Origin of the sequence: Streptomyces mangrovi, assembly GCF_900114215.1 — a bacterium.
GTDB classification, from domain to species: domain Bacteria; phylum Actinomycetota; class Actinomycetes; order Streptomycetales; family Streptomycetaceae; genus Streptomyces; species Streptomyces barkulensis.
This window is the reverse complement of record NZ_FOSG01000016.1, coordinates 23,722-40,176: the sequence shown is the minus strand read 5'-3', so window position 1 is coordinate 40,176 and position 16,455 is coordinate 23,722. Positions and strand designations below refer to the sequence as shown.

12 protein-coding genes are annotated in these 16,455 nt (G+C 70.7%); 4 read left to right on the top strand and 8 right to left on the bottom strand.

Translation table 11 applies throughout. The features are described 5' to 3' along the window. Positions 1-118: 118 nt before the first annotated feature. From bla to BM237_RS20680, 6 genes are all read right to left on the bottom strand, one after another. Positions 119-1,057 carry a class A beta-lactamase gene (gene bla / locus BM237_RS20705; protein ID WP_093851221.1) on the bottom strand — a complete coding sequence of 313 codons (939 nt, stop codon included), beginning with the start codon at positions 1,055-1,057 and terminating at the stop codon, positions 119-121. Positions 1,058-1,233: 176 nt separating this feature from the next. After that, a complete protein-coding gene (locus tag BM237_RS20700) occupies positions 1,234-2,190 on the bottom strand; it encodes a hypothetical protein (protein WP_093851220.1) in 957 nt (318 codons plus the stop codon). Beyond that, positions 2,187-3,320, bottom strand: coding sequence for a protein phosphatase 2C domain-containing protein (locus tag BM237_RS20695; RefSeq protein WP_093851296.1), 1,134 nt, complete (start codon positions 3,318-3,320; stop codon positions 2,187-2,189). Before BM237_RS20695 ends, BM237_RS20700 begins: the two co-directional genes overlap by 4 nt. A gap of 8 nt (positions 3,321-3,328) precedes the next feature. Further along, the gene (locus BM237_RS20690) at positions 3,329-4,000 is read right to left on the bottom strand and encodes a vWA domain-containing protein (RefSeq protein WP_093851219.1); all 672 of its coding nucleotides are present in this window, start codon (positions 3,998-4,000) and stop codon (positions 3,329-3,331) included. Between the two features lie 33 nt (positions 4,001-4,033). Continuing rightward, positions 4,034-4,540, bottom strand: a complete 507-nt coding sequence (locus BM237_RS20685; RefSeq protein WP_093851218.1) for a hypothetical protein — start codon at positions 4,538-4,540, stop codon at positions 4,034-4,036. Then, positions 4,537-5,958, bottom strand: a complete 1,422-nt coding sequence (locus BM237_RS20680) for a hypothetical protein (RefSeq protein WP_425443722.1) — start codon at positions 5,956-5,958, stop codon at positions 4,537-4,539. The genes BM237_RS20685 and BM237_RS20680 overlap by 4 nt, the downstream gene beginning before the upstream one ends. A gap of 287 nt (positions 5,959-6,245) precedes the next feature. Here BM237_RS20680 and BM237_RS20675 point away from each other — a divergent pair, with 287 nt between their 5' ends. After that, positions 6,246-6,836, top strand: a complete 591-nt coding sequence (locus tag BM237_RS20675; protein WP_245793860.1) for a tellurium resistance protein — start codon at positions 6,246-6,248, stop codon at positions 6,834-6,836. A gap of 382 nt (positions 6,837-7,218) precedes the next feature. Beyond that, complete coding sequence (locus BM237_RS28800) at positions 7,219-9,210, top strand: SNIPE associated domain-containing protein (RefSeq protein ID WP_107415248.1); 1,992 nt, start codon at positions 7,219-7,221, stop codon at positions 9,208-9,210. Positions 9,211-9,289: 79 nt separating this feature from the next. Here the strand turns inward: BM237_RS28800 and BM237_RS20665 are convergent, their stop codons facing one another. Next, positions 9,290-10,405 (bottom strand): hypothetical protein, encoded by a 1,116-nt coding sequence (locus BM237_RS20665; RefSeq protein WP_093851216.1) that lies wholly within the window; start codon positions 10,403-10,405, stop codon positions 9,290-9,292. Between the two features lie 1,720 nt (positions 10,406-12,125). Here BM237_RS20665 and BM237_RS20660 point away from each other — a divergent pair. Beyond that, on the top strand, positions 12,126-13,550 hold the full coding sequence (locus BM237_RS20660; RefSeq protein WP_093851215.1) for a non-reducing end alpha-L-arabinofuranosidase family hydrolase: 1,425 nt from the start codon (positions 12,126-12,128) through the stop codon (positions 13,548-13,550). A 206-nt stretch (positions 13,551-13,756) separates the two neighbouring features. Then, complete coding sequence (locus tag BM237_RS20655) at positions 13,757-15,289, top strand: fused MFS/spermidine synthase (protein ID WP_093851214.1); 1,533 nt, start codon at positions 13,757-13,759, stop codon at positions 15,287-15,289. A 157-nt stretch (positions 15,290-15,446) separates the two neighbouring features. Here BM237_RS20655 and BM237_RS20650 read toward each other — a convergent pair whose 3' ends face one another. Next, positions 15,447-16,274, bottom strand: a complete 828-nt coding sequence (locus tag BM237_RS20650) for a pentapeptide repeat-containing protein (RefSeq protein ID WP_093851213.1) — start codon at positions 16,272-16,274, stop codon at positions 15,447-15,449. Positions 16,275-16,455 lie beyond the last annotated feature (181 nt).

Below are 16,455 nucleotides of genomic sequence, written 5' to 3'. Positions count from 1 at the left end.
GACGGGGCTCCCCGCGCTCCCGGGGTCAACACACCCGATCGCGCGGCAGCCGCACGGCGACCGGCTCCCCACCGGCGGGCCGTGTCAGGGCGCCTCCCCGGGTGCTCCGGACGACCTCTCAGACCAGGGTTTTCGCCACGTACGCGGCGGCCTCGGCGAGGAGGGCCTGGTCCCGTTCGGCGTCCTGCACGGCCTTGCTGGACATGATCGCGATGACCAGTGGCTCGGATCCCGGGGGCCATGCGACGGCGATGTCGTTGAGCGTGCCGTACTGGCCGGTTCCCGTTTTGTCGGCCACCCTCCACCCCTGCGGAAGTCCGGCCCGGATGCGCTGGTCCCCCGTGGTGTTGCGTTCCAGGAGGTCCCGGAGAAAGGCCCGCTTCTCGGCCGACAGGGCGTTCCCCAGGACGACTTTTCGGTAGTCGCCGCCCATGGCCCTGGGGGAGGAGGTGTCCCGGGGGTCGTTCGGCACCGCTTGTGAGATCTCCGGCTCGATGCGGTCCATGCGGGTCACGGTGTCGCCGAGGCCGCGCACGTATGCCGTCAGCTCCTCCGGACCACCGAGCTCGCGGATGAGGAGATTCCCGGCCGTGCCGTCGCTGTAGCGGACCGCCGCATCGCACAACTGGCGGATGGTCATCCCCCTGTCCACGTTCTTCCGGGTGAACGGGGAGTGCGGCATGAGGTCGTTTCCGGTGTAGGTGACGAGCGTGTCCAGGTGCGAGATCGGGTTGCGGTCGAGGACCGCTGCCGCCGCCAGCCCCTTGAACGTCGAGCAGAACGCGAACCGCTCGTCCGCACGGTGGGCGATGGTGCTGCCGGTACCGGTGGCGAGGGCGTACACCCCGAGCCGTGCGTCGAATTCCCGCTCCAACTGAACGAGCCGTTCATGGCTCCTGTTCGCCGGAGTGGCCGGGGGAGAGGGCGAAGAGGCGGGCTCTTTCTCAGCAGCGGTGGGGGTGAGGGACGCGGACCCGCCGTCCTTGGTGCACCCGGCCAGTGACAGGACCGCTGCCGCCCCCAGGAGAGTGCGGCGGCTGATGGCTGGTTGTGGCAATTCACTGCCTCTCTCTTGCCGGTGGCTCGTGTGGGTCGCACGCCTGCAAGAAGATACCGAGGGCCGACTGCACCGCTGTTCGGCGACACGGCGGCAGCCCGCGGCCCCGCGCACCGGTACTCGTCGCGACCTCACTCACACCGCGTGGCGCTTTGGAGCATCCACCGGGCGCCGCGTCACAGCCCGGGTGTACGCAGGCGGATGGGCTTGCGGTCGCGGACTCCGTCCAGGACCGTGCGGTCCATGACGGGCCGGGGCCGCGGCGTGGCCGCTGTGAGAGCGATGGTGCCGCGGTCGCTCAGCGCGGTCCGCCACTCACCCGGGCGGGGCCGGGTCCCACGTTCCCCGGCGGCCTGCGCGAAGAGCCTGCGCACCGCGGCGTCCTGCCGGTCGTTCAGACAACCGGCGACCGCCTGCAGTTCCTGCCCTGGGGCGAGGTACGGATCGCGGGCCAGGATCCGGCCCGCCACGAGGGCCGTCTTGTACGCGTCCGTGTCCACGCTCGCCTCCGTGGACGGGGCGAGCGGGTCGTTCCAGTCGGGGGTGTCCGCCTGGGCCTGCACCGCTCCGTGTCCCACTCGCCGGAAGCCGTCGCAGTCCAGGAAGTGGACGGTCGGCTCCGGGGCGAGAGACCACAGCACGTTGGCCTGCGAGATGTCCCCGACTACGAGCCCGGCGCCGTGGAACCAGTCGATGGCCTCGACACATGCCCGGGCGAGTATCCTGCGCTGCTCCGGGGTCGGCTGGGACACCTCCTGCCAGGCCGCCTTGGGCGGCCGGATCAGGTATTGGAGCTCGACGAGCTTGGTCTTTCCGGCGGAGGTACGCCACGTCATGTGGGACGGGGCACGCTGCATGAGGAAACCGACCGCCCGGCCGCCCTCGTCGGTCACCCGGCACAGGGGCCAAGCGGCACGGGCGTCCAGATGGTCACGGTCGCCTTGTCCCAGCCCCTGCCGGAAGTCGACCAGGCCGGCGAGGGCGTTCCCGTCGGCCGTGGAGGGGGACTTGTACTCCTTGAACAGCAGGGTCCCGCCGGCGACCGCGTGGACATCTCCCTGCCCGCCGCTGCCGACCCGGTCTCCCAGCGCGAGCGAGGACCGGGCGATGTCGGAGCCGTCCTCCGCGCTCACGCCTCCTCCCACACGCAGACGACGGTCCGGTCGTCGTCGTAGGACTTGGCCCGGGTCTGGGCCTGCCACAGGAAGTCGGACAGGGGAGGGGCCGCGCCGCCCCAGGCACGGGCGAGGCGCTGGGCGAACTCCGGGTCCTTCTGGGTGAGGGGGTTGGTGATGCCGTCGGTGCCGAGCAGGAGGACCTCGCCCGGCGCCGTCCTCAGCAGAGTTGACTTGACGGTGCTGTAGGCGTGCGGGAGGGCCTCGGTACGGGTGTCGATGACACCGTCGCCGGCCGGATTCCCGTGGTGCCAGTGGCTCTCGCGGAGCACGAACAGACCGCCGTCGCCGACGCTGAACACGACGCGGTCGCGGATGCGGGCGTCGGTGGGCACCAGCAGGACGTGGAGGGTGGTGGCGTAGTCCCCGTCCGCGTAAGGGCGGTTCTCGTGCCGGGCGGTCCTCTCCCACCCCTCGCGCAGTTCCGCGCCCGCGCCCGCGATCGCCTTGTTGGCGATGGCGGACAGCTCGGTGGCGTCCCTGGCGCACAGCGCTGCGTGGATGCCCTCGGCCTCCCGGTCCAGGTGGACGGCCGCCTGGCGGGTGGCGCGGTACGAGCCGATGTGCGAGTACTTCGCCGAGCCGACCCCGTCGGCGACGGCCAGCAGGAGCATCTCCGCCTCCGGCGGGCCGATCCGCGTCACCGTCATGGCGTCCTGGCGGCAGGTGCCTTCCCAGTTGTGGGAGTCGCCGCGCACCGATGCGGCGCGTACCGTCAGCCGCTCCACCGTGGCCCCGTCCAGCAGGACCGAGGGGGAGAAGGCGGCGAAGTCGTCCCCTCCCCGTACGGACGGGGGACGCAGGGGGTGGGGCGGGTAGGTGGGAGGACGCTTTCCCGTGTGCCCCGGCACTCCCCGCAGGACCTCGCCCGCCGTATCGGCTGACGGCTCGGCGTGTTCCTCCGGCCGGGGATCCTGTTCCGCCGCCGGGGGAATGGCCCGCGTCACCGGGTCGGCCGGGGGGTTCGCCATGATCCCCGGAGGCAGGCTCGCGGTTTGCGCGTCGATGCCGTCGACGCCGTGGGTGCTGACGGGAGCGCCGAAGCGGCCCGCGCCGCCGTCCGTTCCGTGGATTCCTTCGTGACTCATCGGGCCGCTCACATCTTGTCGAGGGAGAGACTACTGAAACCGGTCACCTGGTCCTCGACCTGGAGCTGGAAGCCCTCACCACCCTGGGCAGCCATGCTGGTGGCGGAGTTGACGATGGACCGGGTGAGGCTGGAGGCGAACTCGCGCAGCGCGACCGCCGGGCTGACCTTGTCGCTCTCCTGGATGAACGCTTTGAAGTTGGCCACCTCCGAGATGATCGCGGCGTCGGCGTCGCTGATCCCGAAGGCGATGATCTTCGGTGCGTAGCGGAACTTCTCCGCGTGCAGTTCCCCGAGCGCGGAACGCCAGTCGTCGTCCGTGGGGATGCCGTCGGACAGGAAGAACACCACCGGCCGGTATACGTCGTGCCCCTCGGCCTTGAGAGCCTCGACGTCCTTCTCGATGGTGCCCCTCAGCAGACGGAAGGCGGACCCGAAGGAGGTCACCCCGCTGGCCGAGAGGGACGGCAGCTCCGTCAGCTCGCTCAGGTCGGCGAGCGGCTGCAGCACGGAGGCCTGCGTGGAGAAGCCGATCAGGGCGAAGCGGGTCTTGTCCGCGACGCTCGGGTTCGTGCTGATCTCCTGGTGCAGCTCGGGGAGGGCGTCGTTGATGGCGTCCACGCCGGGACCGGACATCGAGCCGGACTCGTCGCACACCATGTAGAAGGGAAGGATCTGCATGGAATCTCCAGAATGTGTGGGACGGCGCAGCCGTCAGCCGGTGTAGAAGTAGATCTCCAGATCGGCCGTGCCGGAGGCGCCGCCGTTCCAGAAGTCGCGTGTGGTCGCGTCGGTGAACATCTCCGGGCGCGCCTTGCGCAGAGCGCTGTTGATCTCTCCCGCGTACGCCTGGCCGTCGCCCGGTTCGCGGGCGTGGCCGAAGGTGAGTACGAAGGCGGCGCTGCGGCCTTCGTGGCGGGCGGTGGCGGCCCGCAGGAGCTTCACCATGCGAGCGGTGTCGCCGGGAGCCGCCGCTACGCTGAGCTTCACCGGCTTGCGCTCCACGGACCGCGGCCCCGCCGGACTCGGCTCGGGGGACGGCTCCGCCTCGGCCGAAGCGCTGGGCGAGGGGGAGGGCCGGGTGGCCTCCCGGGCCGCCAGCGGATCCCCCCGGTCGCCCATGGAGACCAGCGCGAGCACGAGGAGCATGTCGGCGAAGAGCCATCCGGCCAGGTGCAGGGGGCTGAACCGCGGCCCTCTCCTTTTTCTTGCCGGGCTCACCGCGCAGGCTCGCTCTCGGCACGTGACTCCTCGAGCCGCCGCAGCGCCTCCTCCGCGCGCACCCGGGCGGCCTCGGCCTCGGCCTGCGCGGTCTCGGCCCCGGCCCGGGCCGTCTCGGCCTCGCGGACCGCGCGCTCCAGTGCGTCGGCGACGGAGGCGAAGCGGTCCGCCGCCTCGTGCAGGGCCCTGCTGCGGGCGTCGATGTCCAGTACGGCCTCACGGGAGGCCTCCGCCGCCTCACCGGTCCGTTCGGCCACCGTGCCGAGATCGTTGATGAGCCTGCCGTTGAGATCGGCGACCACCTCGATACCGGTGGTGAACCCGCGCTGCGAGGCGGCCAGTACCGTCAGGGAGTCCTCGACGCGCTGAGCGGTGTCCGACAGCGCGCCGCGGATGCTGTCGCTGTTGCCGGTGACCGCCGTCTCCAGCCGGTCCGTCGTGCGGGTGAGGACGTCGCGCATGCCGTCCCCGGTCGCCCGCAGTTCGTCCAGGGCCTTGTCCAGTACGCCGCTCTGCCCGTTGACCGCGTCCGTCAGCCGGTCGCCCGCCCGCGACAGCGGTTCGTCCAGGTCCTGTACGGCCGTCCGGATCGCGGTGCTGCTGTCGCGCACGGTCTCCTCGAACCGGGCCGCCGCGTCCTCGAGCGGGCGTACGTACGTCTCCGCCTGGGCCAGGCGCTGCCCGGCCTCCTCCATGGCCCTGCCCACCAGTTCGGCGGCCCGGGTGAGCTGCTCCTGGGTGGTGATGGCCTTGGTGTGCATGCGCTGGATCCGGCCGGCCGCCGAGTTGAGCTCCGCCGCGAACCGCTGGGGCGAGGCGAACCGGTGCTCGTTGAGGCAGAGTTGCGCACGGGTGAGGACCGGCACCAGCCGGGCGAGGGTCGCGCGGGTGTGCCGCTGCGCCTGTTCCTCGCGGCACTCGGCATGCGTGCGCCGGTAGCCGTGCACCGCCGTGAGCGCGAACAGCATCATCAGGGACAGGCATCCGCCCACGGCGACGTGGCCGAACCGGAACACCTCGTCCAGATGCCCCTGGAAGCCGGACTGCCACAGTTGCAGGAAGGGCCGGCTCGCGGCCTCGGGATCGGCGCCTACCAGCGCCTCGTAGGCGCTGGTCGCCTTCCACAGGCCGGCCCAGGTGAAGAGCAGGGGCAGGAAGACCAGGGCCCCCAGGACCCAGTCCAGCGTGGCGTCGAACCGTGTGCCGCGGTCGTCTGCCGCGGGCTTGGCGATGCTCTCCGGCCGGGCGAAGTGCTCCGCCAGGTCGAGATCGGCCCATGGATCGAGCGCGTCGGCGTCGGCGGATTCGAGTGCCTCCGCCAGTGCGAGCAGTTCTTCGGCGCGTGGCGCGAGCGCGGGATCCCGCGCTGCGTCCTTGAGGTGATGCGCCGTCACCTGCTTGTCGGGTCGTCCCCCCACGGACATTCCTCACCCCTGCCCGGCGTTCCCGGGCTGTCGTGCGAATCCGCATGCGGTGGGCGCGAGGCGTGAAGCGTCGCATGTGCCCCAGCGCATGGTTGAACGGTGAATGATTACACGCTCTCTTCACCGTTCATGCAATAGTACGTCATACCTGATGATGTATCAGAACGATGTGGAATGTGATCATTGATGCCGAACTATGAGGATGTGCTGTGAGTGGGGACGGTCGCCGACGGGGAGTCATCCGTCTGGGAACGGGGGAGCGGACCGAGGCTCGGGAGAGGGTGCCGGAGCAGCCGAAACGACTGGTGGACCTCACGGAGCGGGCGCCGCACGCGAGGGTCGCGGGGCGAGGCGCCCTCCAGGTGAACCTCAACTGGTCGGCCGCCGCCGAGGCCGACCTCGACCTGGGCTGCATGGTCCTCACCAGTGACGGAACGGGTACCGCGGTGCAGCCCCTCGGCGCCCAGTTCGGGAGTCTCACCTCCTGGCCCTATGTCAGTCTCGATCAGGATGATCGCACCGGCGCGGCCTCCGGCGGGGAGACCCTCCGCGTCAGCCTTGAGTATCGGCATCGGTTCACCCGGCTCCTGGTCTACGTGTACCTCTATGCGGGTGCGGTCGACTTCCGCGCGCTGGGAGGGGTCGTCACCGTGAGCGCGCCGAGCGGCACATGGCGCATCCACCTCGACGACTCCCCGGCCGGATCTACCGCCTGCGCGATCGCCTCGATGGCGCCGGAGCGGGACGGCCTCGGACTCCGGCGTGAGGCGCGGTGGTTCACCGCGCAGCCGTGGGCGTCGAACCAGCAACTGATCGACCAGGCGTACGGCTTCGGATTCGACTGGGTGCCCGGAGTGAAGCCCGCCCTGTGAGGCGGGGTGCTCCATGCCCGGTGCCGTCTTCGCCCCTGGTCGGGCCATATGCACGCCTCTGCGCCCAAGGTGCCTCATGTCATAACCCCTGTGCTCAAGGTGTCCATGTCGTGCGGTGCCGCTCGCGATGAGCATGGCATTCCTTGTGAACTGCGTCAACGAGTGTTCTATGATTGGCGTCGATGAGGGTGTAGGGCGTGGTGAGCTCTGATCACCAGAGACTCGCGATGACTCATAAGGCGATGGTCGCATCGCCCGCAGGCCCACCCCTCTTCGGATTCCGCACCCGCACGCTCCGCGTTCCCACCGACAGCCGGCGACAGCCCGTCCGACCGGGGTCGGCACGACGACGACCGAGAGAAAGCGACCCACTCCTTTGTCCATGCAGTCCTCCCGGCCCGACGTGGACGCGGCGGCAGCCGCGATCAAGGGCCTCTGGTTCCCGGTCAAGGGCTCCGTGAAGAGCCTCCCCGAGGTGCTGACGCCCGATGAGACCGTGCAGGCCCTCGCCGTCGCACACCACGACGGCGTCATGGGGGTGCTCGCCCTCACTGACCGCCGTGTGCTGTTCCGGGCGCAGGGTTGGGTCGGCCAGCGACTCGTCTCACACGCCCTCGCCGAGATCGCCGACCTGCGCTGGGCGGGCGGACTGACCCAGGGGGCCCTCACCCTGTACGTCGCCGGATGGGCGGTGGAGTTCAGGAACATGGACAAGCGGGACGGCCAGAACCTCGCCGACCGCCTGCAGCAGTGGCGCCAGTGGTACGCGCAGCACACCGGCCCCGGCGCTCAACCCGTCCCCGGACACCCACTCCCCGGGCAGCCGCTTCCCGGACAGCAGTTCCCCGGGCCGGCTCCCGGCGCCGGGAGCCCCTTCAATGCCCCCGCCTCCGATCCCGCGCCGTTCGCGTCACCCACCCCGGCCGCCCCCGCACCGCAGCAGCCGCCGCAGCCCTCCGGCGGCGGAGGTCTCTTCGGCCGCCGCCGTAAGGAGGCGGAGGCCGAAGTGGCCCGGCTGGGAGAGGAACTGCGCGCTCGGACCGCCGACACCGAGGCGCTGCGGGCGGAGAACCACCGCCTGATGGCCGAGTTGACCGCATTCGCCGGTGCCGACGCGGCCCGTCTGGCGCAGGAGACCGAGCGTCTGCGCCGCACCCACGCCGAGCAGCAGGCCGAGGTCCAGCGCCTCGACGCCGTCCTCGACGTGAAGGTGGAGGCGGCCGCCGAACGTGCCGAGCGGGAACTCCACGGCACCCGGCAGATGCTGCACGACATGCAGGTCCAGGCCCAGGAGGCCGAGCGCCGGCTGGCGGCGGCCAGAAGCGGCCTGGTCGTCACCGACGACGTGGCTCTGCTGCAGGAGGCCGGCATCTACGAGTACCGCCACCCGCTCGCGGACGCCGTCGCGTACAAGGCCGAACTCGCCCGCATCAAGGACCGGTACAAGACGCTCACCAAGAACGGGCGGGCGGTCGTCGGAGTCACCGAGTGGACTGTCAACGGCTCCGCCGCCGAGGGGCGCCGCATGGTGCGCGACTTCTCCAAGCTGATGCTGCGCGCCTACAACGCTGAGGCCGACGCCGCCGTGCGGGGGATGAAGCCGCACCGCCTGGCCTCGCTCGTCGACCGGCTGGCGAAGTCCCGGGAGACCATCGCACGGCTGGGCAGGACCATGCAGATCCGGGTGACCGACGAGTACCACCGGCTGCGGGTGCGTGAACTGGAACTGACCGCCGACCACCTCGCCAAGGTCGAGGAGGAGAAGGAACGCCGCCGCGAGGAGCGGGAGCGACAGCGCGAGGAGGAGCGCCTGGAGCGGGAGATCGCCCGCGAGCGCGCCCGGCTCGACAAGGAGCGCAACCGCCTCGTCCTGGCCCTGGGCCGGGCCCGCTCCGCTGGTCAGGCGGAAGCCGCCCAGATCGCGGAACTGGAGCGGAAGCTCGGCGAGATCGACGCGGAGGAGGAGGTCATCGACCGCCGCGAGGCGAACCGCCGGGCGGGGTACGTGTACGTCATCTCCAACATCGGCGCCTTCGGCGAGTCCATGGTCAAGATCGGCCTCACCCGCCGCCTCGACCCCATGGACCGCGTCAACGAACTCGGCGATGCCTCCGTGCCGTTCCGCTTCGACGTGCACGCGCTGATCTACAGCGACGACGCCGTCGGGCTGGAGCGCGCACTGCACCGGGAGTTCGAGGACCGGCGGGTCAACCGGGTCAACGCCCGCCGCGAGTTCTTCCACGTCGCCCCGGCCCAGGTTCGCGACGCCCTCGCCCGCTACGCCGGCCAGCATCTTCTGGAGTTCCACGAGGAGCCGGACGCACCGGAGTGGCGGGCCAGTGTCGCGGCGGCCCGGAGCACCGCCGGCGGCTGACGGCGAGCCAGCGGAGGGTCGGTGGTCCGTACGGGGCCGGGCCGCTGACAACGGAGCCCGGCCCTTTGAACCGACGGCGTCAGACTCGGCCGCAGCGATCCCGGAGCTCGGATATGACAGCTTTCTCGGACTTGTTGACGTCACCGTCCACAGCGGCCACCCGGTCGGCCGCGTCGAGTACGTCGCTCAGATCCCCCGGCTCGGCGTCCATGCGCTCCCACACCTCGGCGGGGTCGATGTCGACAAGGTGGGCGAGCCGTTCGTCGACCGTCTGATGCCGCTCCCGGAACAGCCTCACCAGATGCCGCATCAGCAGGGCCTCGTCATCGGTGATCTTCTTGTCCGCCATGATGACGAGCCACGCGACCCACAGCATCAGCTGCGGGTGCCGGCTCCGCTCGCTCAGCTTCCCGGCGAGTTCGATCACCCGCGCCTCATTCCGGAAGACGGCCTGCGCGTGCCGCCCGGCGAGCAGCGTCGTGTAGCGGTTCAGCACCACCGCGAGGGGGACGCCGATCAGGGGAATACCGATCTTGATGACGTTCTTCTGCAGGAGGTACTTCCCGACGACCGGGAGCGCCTTCGCGGCGGTGAGTACATCTCCGGAGTAGAAGCGCTTGATCAACGGTCGGACGATGGCCGGGACCGCCTTGGCCACGCCTTCTCGGGCCGCTTCCCCGCTCTTGACCGTGAAGGCCACGCGAATGAGTTTCCACATGTCTTCGGGGTCGGACAGGTCGAGCGAGATCCGGTAGAGGACCGCGATGTCGTAGGCCAGGCGGAGCTGGAGCCGGGTGACGAACGCGACGTCGACCATCATGGTCGCGACGGCGGCCGGGACGGTCGCTGCGGAGGCACCGCCGAGGCTCCCGAGGGTGGCGACGACGGTCGCCGTGTAGGCCCCGGCGGAGAGTCCGCCTTCGAGCGCGGCGTACCGGGCCGCCATCTTGATCCGCTGGTCGATGACGGCATCCGCGGGTACGCCCGCGTACCGCTCCTGGAAGTACTGCCAGTCGACCTTGGCGGCGTAGGAGCGCATGGCCTCGGCGCTGAGTTTGGCGAACCAGTCGCCCGACTTGATGTCGTCCGTGCTCAGCCCCTTGATGAACTCCCTGAGTTCGGCCCGCTCCTGTTCGACGACCTTCCGGTCGGCCTCGTCGTCGCCGTCGGCGGCGTCGATCGGATCTTCGATCATGGCGAGTTCCCCCCTCGCTGACGTTTCGACACGGTGACCCGGTGACCAGCACGGCCGTCGACGGATGTCCCGTGGGCCGCAACACTAACGCCTGGTCGTGCGGCCGGGTCCCGTTGCGCTGATCTCCGTTCCGATCACCTTCATCGTCTCGGATGGGCCGCCCATCTCTCGGACGTCGCTGCTGACCCGGCCAGAGGGAATCGTCCCGTAGATGTGATCCACGTTTTCTCCGCTCATGTTGGGTCGGCCCGTCAGGAGCCCGTTCGGAGACTGGCCAGCGGGACGGACAGTCCCGGGGCGGCTGAATCGGAGGGTTCGGTGTGAACGGGGTTGATGCAGCGCTCACCGTGTACGTCTTCGCGTACGGACGTGTTGTCCGTCATGGCCATCGACATGGTCCGCGGCGACATGGAACCCGTCTACGCCCTGTGGCTCTCGCCCCATGGTCGTGAGGCGGTCACTGGCCTGATGCGTGACTTCAAACAGTGGGTACGCGATCAGGAACCGAAGCCCTCGGTGGATCCCTCGCTGCGGGCCGTTCGGGCCATCCTCCACGACTTTGGAACCAGCCGGGGCACAGTGTCCACGCCCGAAGTCGCTTCCGCCCTCGCGGAGGCCGACCGAATACGTCTCTTCCTCCCCTCTCCCTTGCCGGAGGCGGAGAGGGAAACACTGGGACGCTGGCGTGGAAATTTCCGGCGCCGACCGCGGGCGGAGGGGAACGGCACCGTCGGCTTCCCGGGCGACAGCCCGGTCTCCGCCGTGGGCGGGGACCGGGTGACCGCTCGGTCGCCCATGGACATCCTTCGTCCTCTCACCGACCGGGTACGCACCGTCCTTCAGGACGTGGCACGTACCAGAACCACGATCACCTGGGGAGGTCTGTGTCGTCGGCTGGGCGGGGAACTGCCCTACCTCCATCCGGATGGTCAGGGAGAGATCCTCGTGGTGGCCGATGGCGACACTCCCGTGAACGGAGCCGCTGCTGTCCGAGCTGGTCGCCGGTGCGGAGCTGTCACCGCACGGCCTCTACCAGCACATCCGCCACAGCCTGGGCAGGGAACGCGTACCGACCGCTTCCCTCGAGATGCACTGGCGCATGGACGTTTTCCGGCGCCACCAGTTCTGGGGTCACCACTGATCACGTGTTCGCGGGCGACGTCCGGTCCTCCGCACGGAGCCCTCCAGCCGCATCCGGCGTGAGCAGGACATCCTGCGTCCCCGCCGCCTCGTCACCACCCTGACCCGTGGCCCGCACCCGGCGCGAAGTGGGCGTCATCGCCCTGACTCCGGGCGAGCACCCGCGGGCGCCAGGGGGTGTTTCGGTGTCTTCAGCGGTGCGTGCGAGAGGTATTGACGTCGTCCACCGGTTCCCTATCATTCAGGTTGCTCGACACTTCGACCGTTGTTCGATATCACGAACATTTGGGGTCGCTCCGGCTCGCAGCGGGGCGTCTCCGGGTCGCCCCCCACGAACGCCGAGCCGCAAGGAGCCTGCCGTATGCGTATGTCATGGCTTCATCAACTTTTCTCCCGTGCTCACGGGTCGGCTACCACCACTGGTCTTTCGAAGGCCGCGGAGGACCGGGAGGCCACGAGCGGTCTGCCGCGGTGCTCGCAGACCGCACCACACCGCACCACACCGACAGTCCGGACGACCTCCGACTGAGCACGGGAGGAGGCCGGCCGGAACCGCCCACTCAAGGTTGGGAAAGTCCCCATGCGCAGAGGAAGTTCCATCCGCAGGCATCCATCCGCGGCGCTCGCCGCCGCGGCCGCGGCCCTGGCCGCGCTGGCGGCGATGCTCGTCGCCCCCTCGGCCCAGGCGGCCGACAGCGGCGCCTTACGCGGTGTCGCCTCGAACCGGTGTCTCGACGTGCTGGGCGGCGAACAGGCCGACGGCACGCAACTGCAGATCTACGACTGCTGGGGCGGGAGCAACCAGCAGTGGACGCTGACGGACGACAACCAGCTGACCGTATACGGCGACAAGTGCCTGGATGTTCCGGACCACGCCACCGAGGCCGGTACCCGGGTGCAGATCTGGGCCTGTTCCGGCGGCGCGAACCAGCGGTGGCGGGTGAACTCCGACGGCACGATCGTCGGTGTGGAGTCCGGGCTGTGCCTGGAGGCCGCGGGCGCGGGGACGGCCAACGGCACGGCGGTGCAGATCTGGACGTGCAACGGCGGCGGCAACCAGAAGTGGACGGGCCTGTCCGAGACGCCGCCGACGGACGGAGTGTGCTCCCTCCCCTCGACGTACCGCTGGACGTCGACCGGTGTGCTGGCGCAGCCGGCGCACGGGTGGGACGCGGTGAAGGACTTCACCGCCGTCAAGCACAACGGCAGGAACCTGGTCTACGCGACGAGCGCCTCGGGATCGTCGTACGGCTCGATGATGTTCAGCCCCTTCACCAACTGGTCGGACATGGCGTCGGCGGGCCAGAGGGGGATGAACCAGGCCGCGGTGGCGCCCACGCTGTTCTACTTCGCGCCCAGGAACATCTGGGTGCTGGCGTACCAGTGGGGTGCGTGGCCCTTCATCTACCGCACGTCGAGCGACCCCACCGACCCCAACGGCTGGTCCTCCCCGCAGCCGCTGTTCACCGGGAGCATCTCCGGCTCCGACACCGGCCCGATCGACCAGACCCTGATCGCCGACGACCGGAACATGTACCTGTTCTTCGCCGGTGACAACGGCAAGATCTACCGGGCGAGCATGCCGCTCGGGAACTTCCCGGGCAACTTCGGCTCGTCGTACACGACGATCATGAGCGACACGAAGGCCAACCTGTTCGAGGGCGTACAGGTCTACAAGGTCAAGGGCCAGAACCAGTACCTCATGATCGTCGAGGCGATGGGCGCGAACGGGCGCTACTTCCGGTCCTTCACGGCCTCCAGCCTGAGCGGCTCGTGGACCCCGCAGGCCGCCAGTGAGAGCAACCCCTTCGCGGGCAAGGCCAACAGCGGCGCCACCTGGACCAACGACATCAGCCACGGTGACCTGGTCCGCGACAACCCTGACCAGACCATGACCATCGACCCCTGCAACCTGCAGTTCCTCTACCAGGGCAAGGACCCGCGCGCGGGCGGCGACTACAACCGGCTGCCGTGGCGGCCGGGTGTCCTGACCCTGCGGCGCTGACCTTCCCGATCCCCGATCCCCGGTGACCGTGGTGCGGCGCGGTCACCGGGCGGGCCGAGCCGGTCCGTCCCGCCCGCACCGCGGCGCTCCGGACCGTACCCCGCGCCCTCGACGCGCGGGGCACACCCGCGGTGGGCGGACAGCCGGGCAACAAGGGCTTCCGTCATGTTCGTTCGGCCGGCGCGGCGCATGCGAGGATGTCCCATGTGACCGAATCGTCTTCTCCGTCTGTCGCCGAGGGCGTACCTCGCGGCCACGGTCTGGGATCCCGCGCCGCGGCCGTGCTCGTGTTCGGCTCCTCGGCCGCGGTCCTGGTGGTCGAGATCGTCGCCCTGCGGCTGCTGGCCCCCTACCTCGGCCTCACCCTCGAAACCAGCACCATGGTGATCGGCATAGCCCTCACCGCGATCGCGCTGGGCTCCTGGCTGGGCGGGCGCGTCGCCGACCGGGTCGACCCGCGCCGGCTCCTGGGCCCCTCGCTCGGGGTGTCGGGAGCGGTCGTGGCGCTCACCCCCGCCGTACTGCGCACCACCGCCGAGTGGGCGCCGCCGGCGCTGTTGACGATCGCGTCGCTGACCATCCTGGTGCCGGGCGCGCTGCTCTCCGCGGTGACGCCGATCGTGACCAAGCTGCGTCTCACCAGTCTCGCCGAGACCGGAACGGTCGTCGGCCGGCTGTCCGGCGTCGGCACCGCGGGCGCCATCTTCGGCACCGTCCTGACCGGTTTCGTCCTCGTGTCGCGGCTGCCGGTCAGCGGCATCCTGATCGGCCTGGGAACGCTGCTGGTGGCCGGCTCGGCGCTGGTCGAGTGGCGAACGCGCGGGTGGAGCGGCGCACCCGCCCTGGCACTCGCGGTCGTCGCCGGCGGCCTGGCCGCCACGGTCGTGCCCGGCGGCTGCGACGCGGAGACCAGGTACCACTGCGCACGGGTCGTCGCCGACCCCGACCGGGACAGCGGCCGCACACTCGTCCTGGACGGCCTGCGGCACTCCTACGTCGACCTCGAGGACCCGACCTTCCTGAAGTTCACCTACGTGCGCGCCATCGCGTCGGCGGTCGACACGGCCTTTCCCGAGGGCGAGCCGCTCGCCGCCCACCACCTGGGCGGCGGCGGGCTCACCTATCCCCGTTACCTCGCGGCCACGCGGCCGGGGACGCGCAGCGTCGTGTCCGAGATCGACGGCGGGGTCGTGCGCATCGACCGGGAACGGCTCGGTCTGGGAGACGAGAGCGGTGTCGACGTACGCGTCGAGGACGGCAGGCTCGGCCTGCGGCGGCTGGAGACCGGCAGCCGCGACCTCGTCGTCGGCGACGCCTTCGGGGGCGTCAGCGTGCCGTGGCACCTCACCACGGCGGAGGCGCTGGCCGACGTGCGGAGGGTGCTCGACGAGGACGGCCTGTACGTCGCCAACCTCATCGACCACGGTGATCTCGCCTTCGCACGTGCCGAAGCGGCCACCCTCGCCGAGGTCTTCGAGCATGTCGCCCTGATGGGCGAACCCGCCGACATCGGCCTCGCCGCGGCCGCCGCCGACGGCGGCAATCTGGTGGTGCTCGCCTCCGACCGGCCGGTCGACCCGCGCGCGGCCCAGGAAGCGCTGGACGCCCGGCAGACCGGCTGGAAGATCGCCACCGGCGACGGCCTCGCCTCCTGGATCGGCGACGCCCGGCCGCTCACCGACGACCACGCGCCCGTCGACCAGCTCCTCCAGCCCTACGGCTCACGGGGCGGCCGGTGAGGGGAGGTGCGTCCGGGCCCTGCAGGCGCGCCTGAACAAGCCGTCCCGCGCCTGCGCGCCCGTGGCCCGGTGCGTACCGGTGCGTACCGGGCTTCCGCCTCTCCGGCGCCGGGCAGGGCCGTGCGGACGGTGGCCGGGCGCGGCGTGGCCCAGGGCCTCACACGGCCCAGTGCCCGGGCCGCTGGAGCGCCGCCGGGATGCGGGTCGCCCGGTCTCCGCGAGCGGCGTCGAGCTGCGGCTGTGTGAGGAACAGGGCTCCCGTCAGATCCGCGCCGCACAGGTTCGCGTCCCGCAGGTCCGCACCGATGAGGTCCGCCTCCCGCAGGTCCGCGCCGGACAGGTCGGCGGCGATCAGGCAGGCACCGCGCATGCGGGCGCCGCGCAGCTTGGCGTTCCGCATGCGCTTGCCCATGAGGTCGGCGCCCCGGTGGTCCTTCCTGCGGCCGGGCACCGAGGCGCGGGCGAGCTCACCGGCCCGCAGCAGCAGCGTGTTCACCTCCCCGTGCAGAGCAGTCACGTCGACTGCGAGCAGCGACTCGGCCGTGTCCCGTGTCAGCGCGTCGATCCGGTCGTAGGCGCGACGCAGATCGCGGTGGACGGGCCGGGCGGCCGGGAGGTCCAGCGCCTCGGCGGTGTACCGCAGCAGTTCGTGCAGGTGCCGCATGACCGGGAAGACCTCGTACATCGTGCGGGCCGAACCCGGCTCCTCGCGCCAGCTGCGGCCCCCGAAGGTCACCTGGGAGACCTTCTGCCCGGCTCCGAAGCAGTCGAAGACCGTGCAGCCGTTGTAACCGCTGTCGCGCAGCCGCTCGTGGATACCGCAGCGGAAGTCCTGCCGGAGGTTGCCGCACGGGGCGCCGGCGGCCTTGTCGGCGGCGAAGTCGGCCGAGCGGGCGAAGGGCAGCGCCACGCAGCACAGGCCGAAGCACTTACCGCAGTCGGCCCGCAGCCCGGGGTCGGCGGCGTTCGGGGTCTGCTGGGACAAGACGGTCGTTCTCCTGGTGGGGCGGGTGGTGGAACACCGCTGAATCCCCTGCGATGTCCGGCGGCGTTCACACGGGTTCACGCGGGTTCGCGCGGGTTCGCCCTGGAAAGCCGACCCTCCATCCTATGCGACCGGTGTGTCGCGACCGATCGCCTTCCGTCGTCCGCTGTCCGTCCTCCCC

What these genes read in the sequence shown, in the direction of transcription:
- BM237_RS20695 (WP_093851296.1), bottom strand. Translation starts at nt 3,320, where the DNA reads ATGAGTCACGAAGGAATCCACGGAACGGACGGCGGCGCGGGCCGCTTC.
- BM237_RS20690 (WP_093851219.1), bottom strand. Translation starts at nt 4,000, where the DNA reads ATGCAGATCCTTCCCTTCTACATGGTGTGCGACGAGTCCGGCTCGATG.
- BM237_RS28800 (WP_107415248.1), top strand. Translation starts at nt 7,219, where the DNA reads ATGCAGTCCTCCCGGCCCGACGTGGACGCGGCGGCAGCCGCGATCAAG.
- BM237_RS20665 (WP_093851216.1), bottom strand. Translation starts at nt 10,405, where the DNA reads ATGATCGAAGATCCGATCGACGCCGCCGACGGCGACGACGAGGCCGAC.
- BM237_RS20660 (WP_093851215.1), top strand. Translation starts at nt 12,126, where the DNA reads ATGCGCAGAGGAAGTTCCATCCGCAGGCATCCATCCGCGGCGCTCGCC.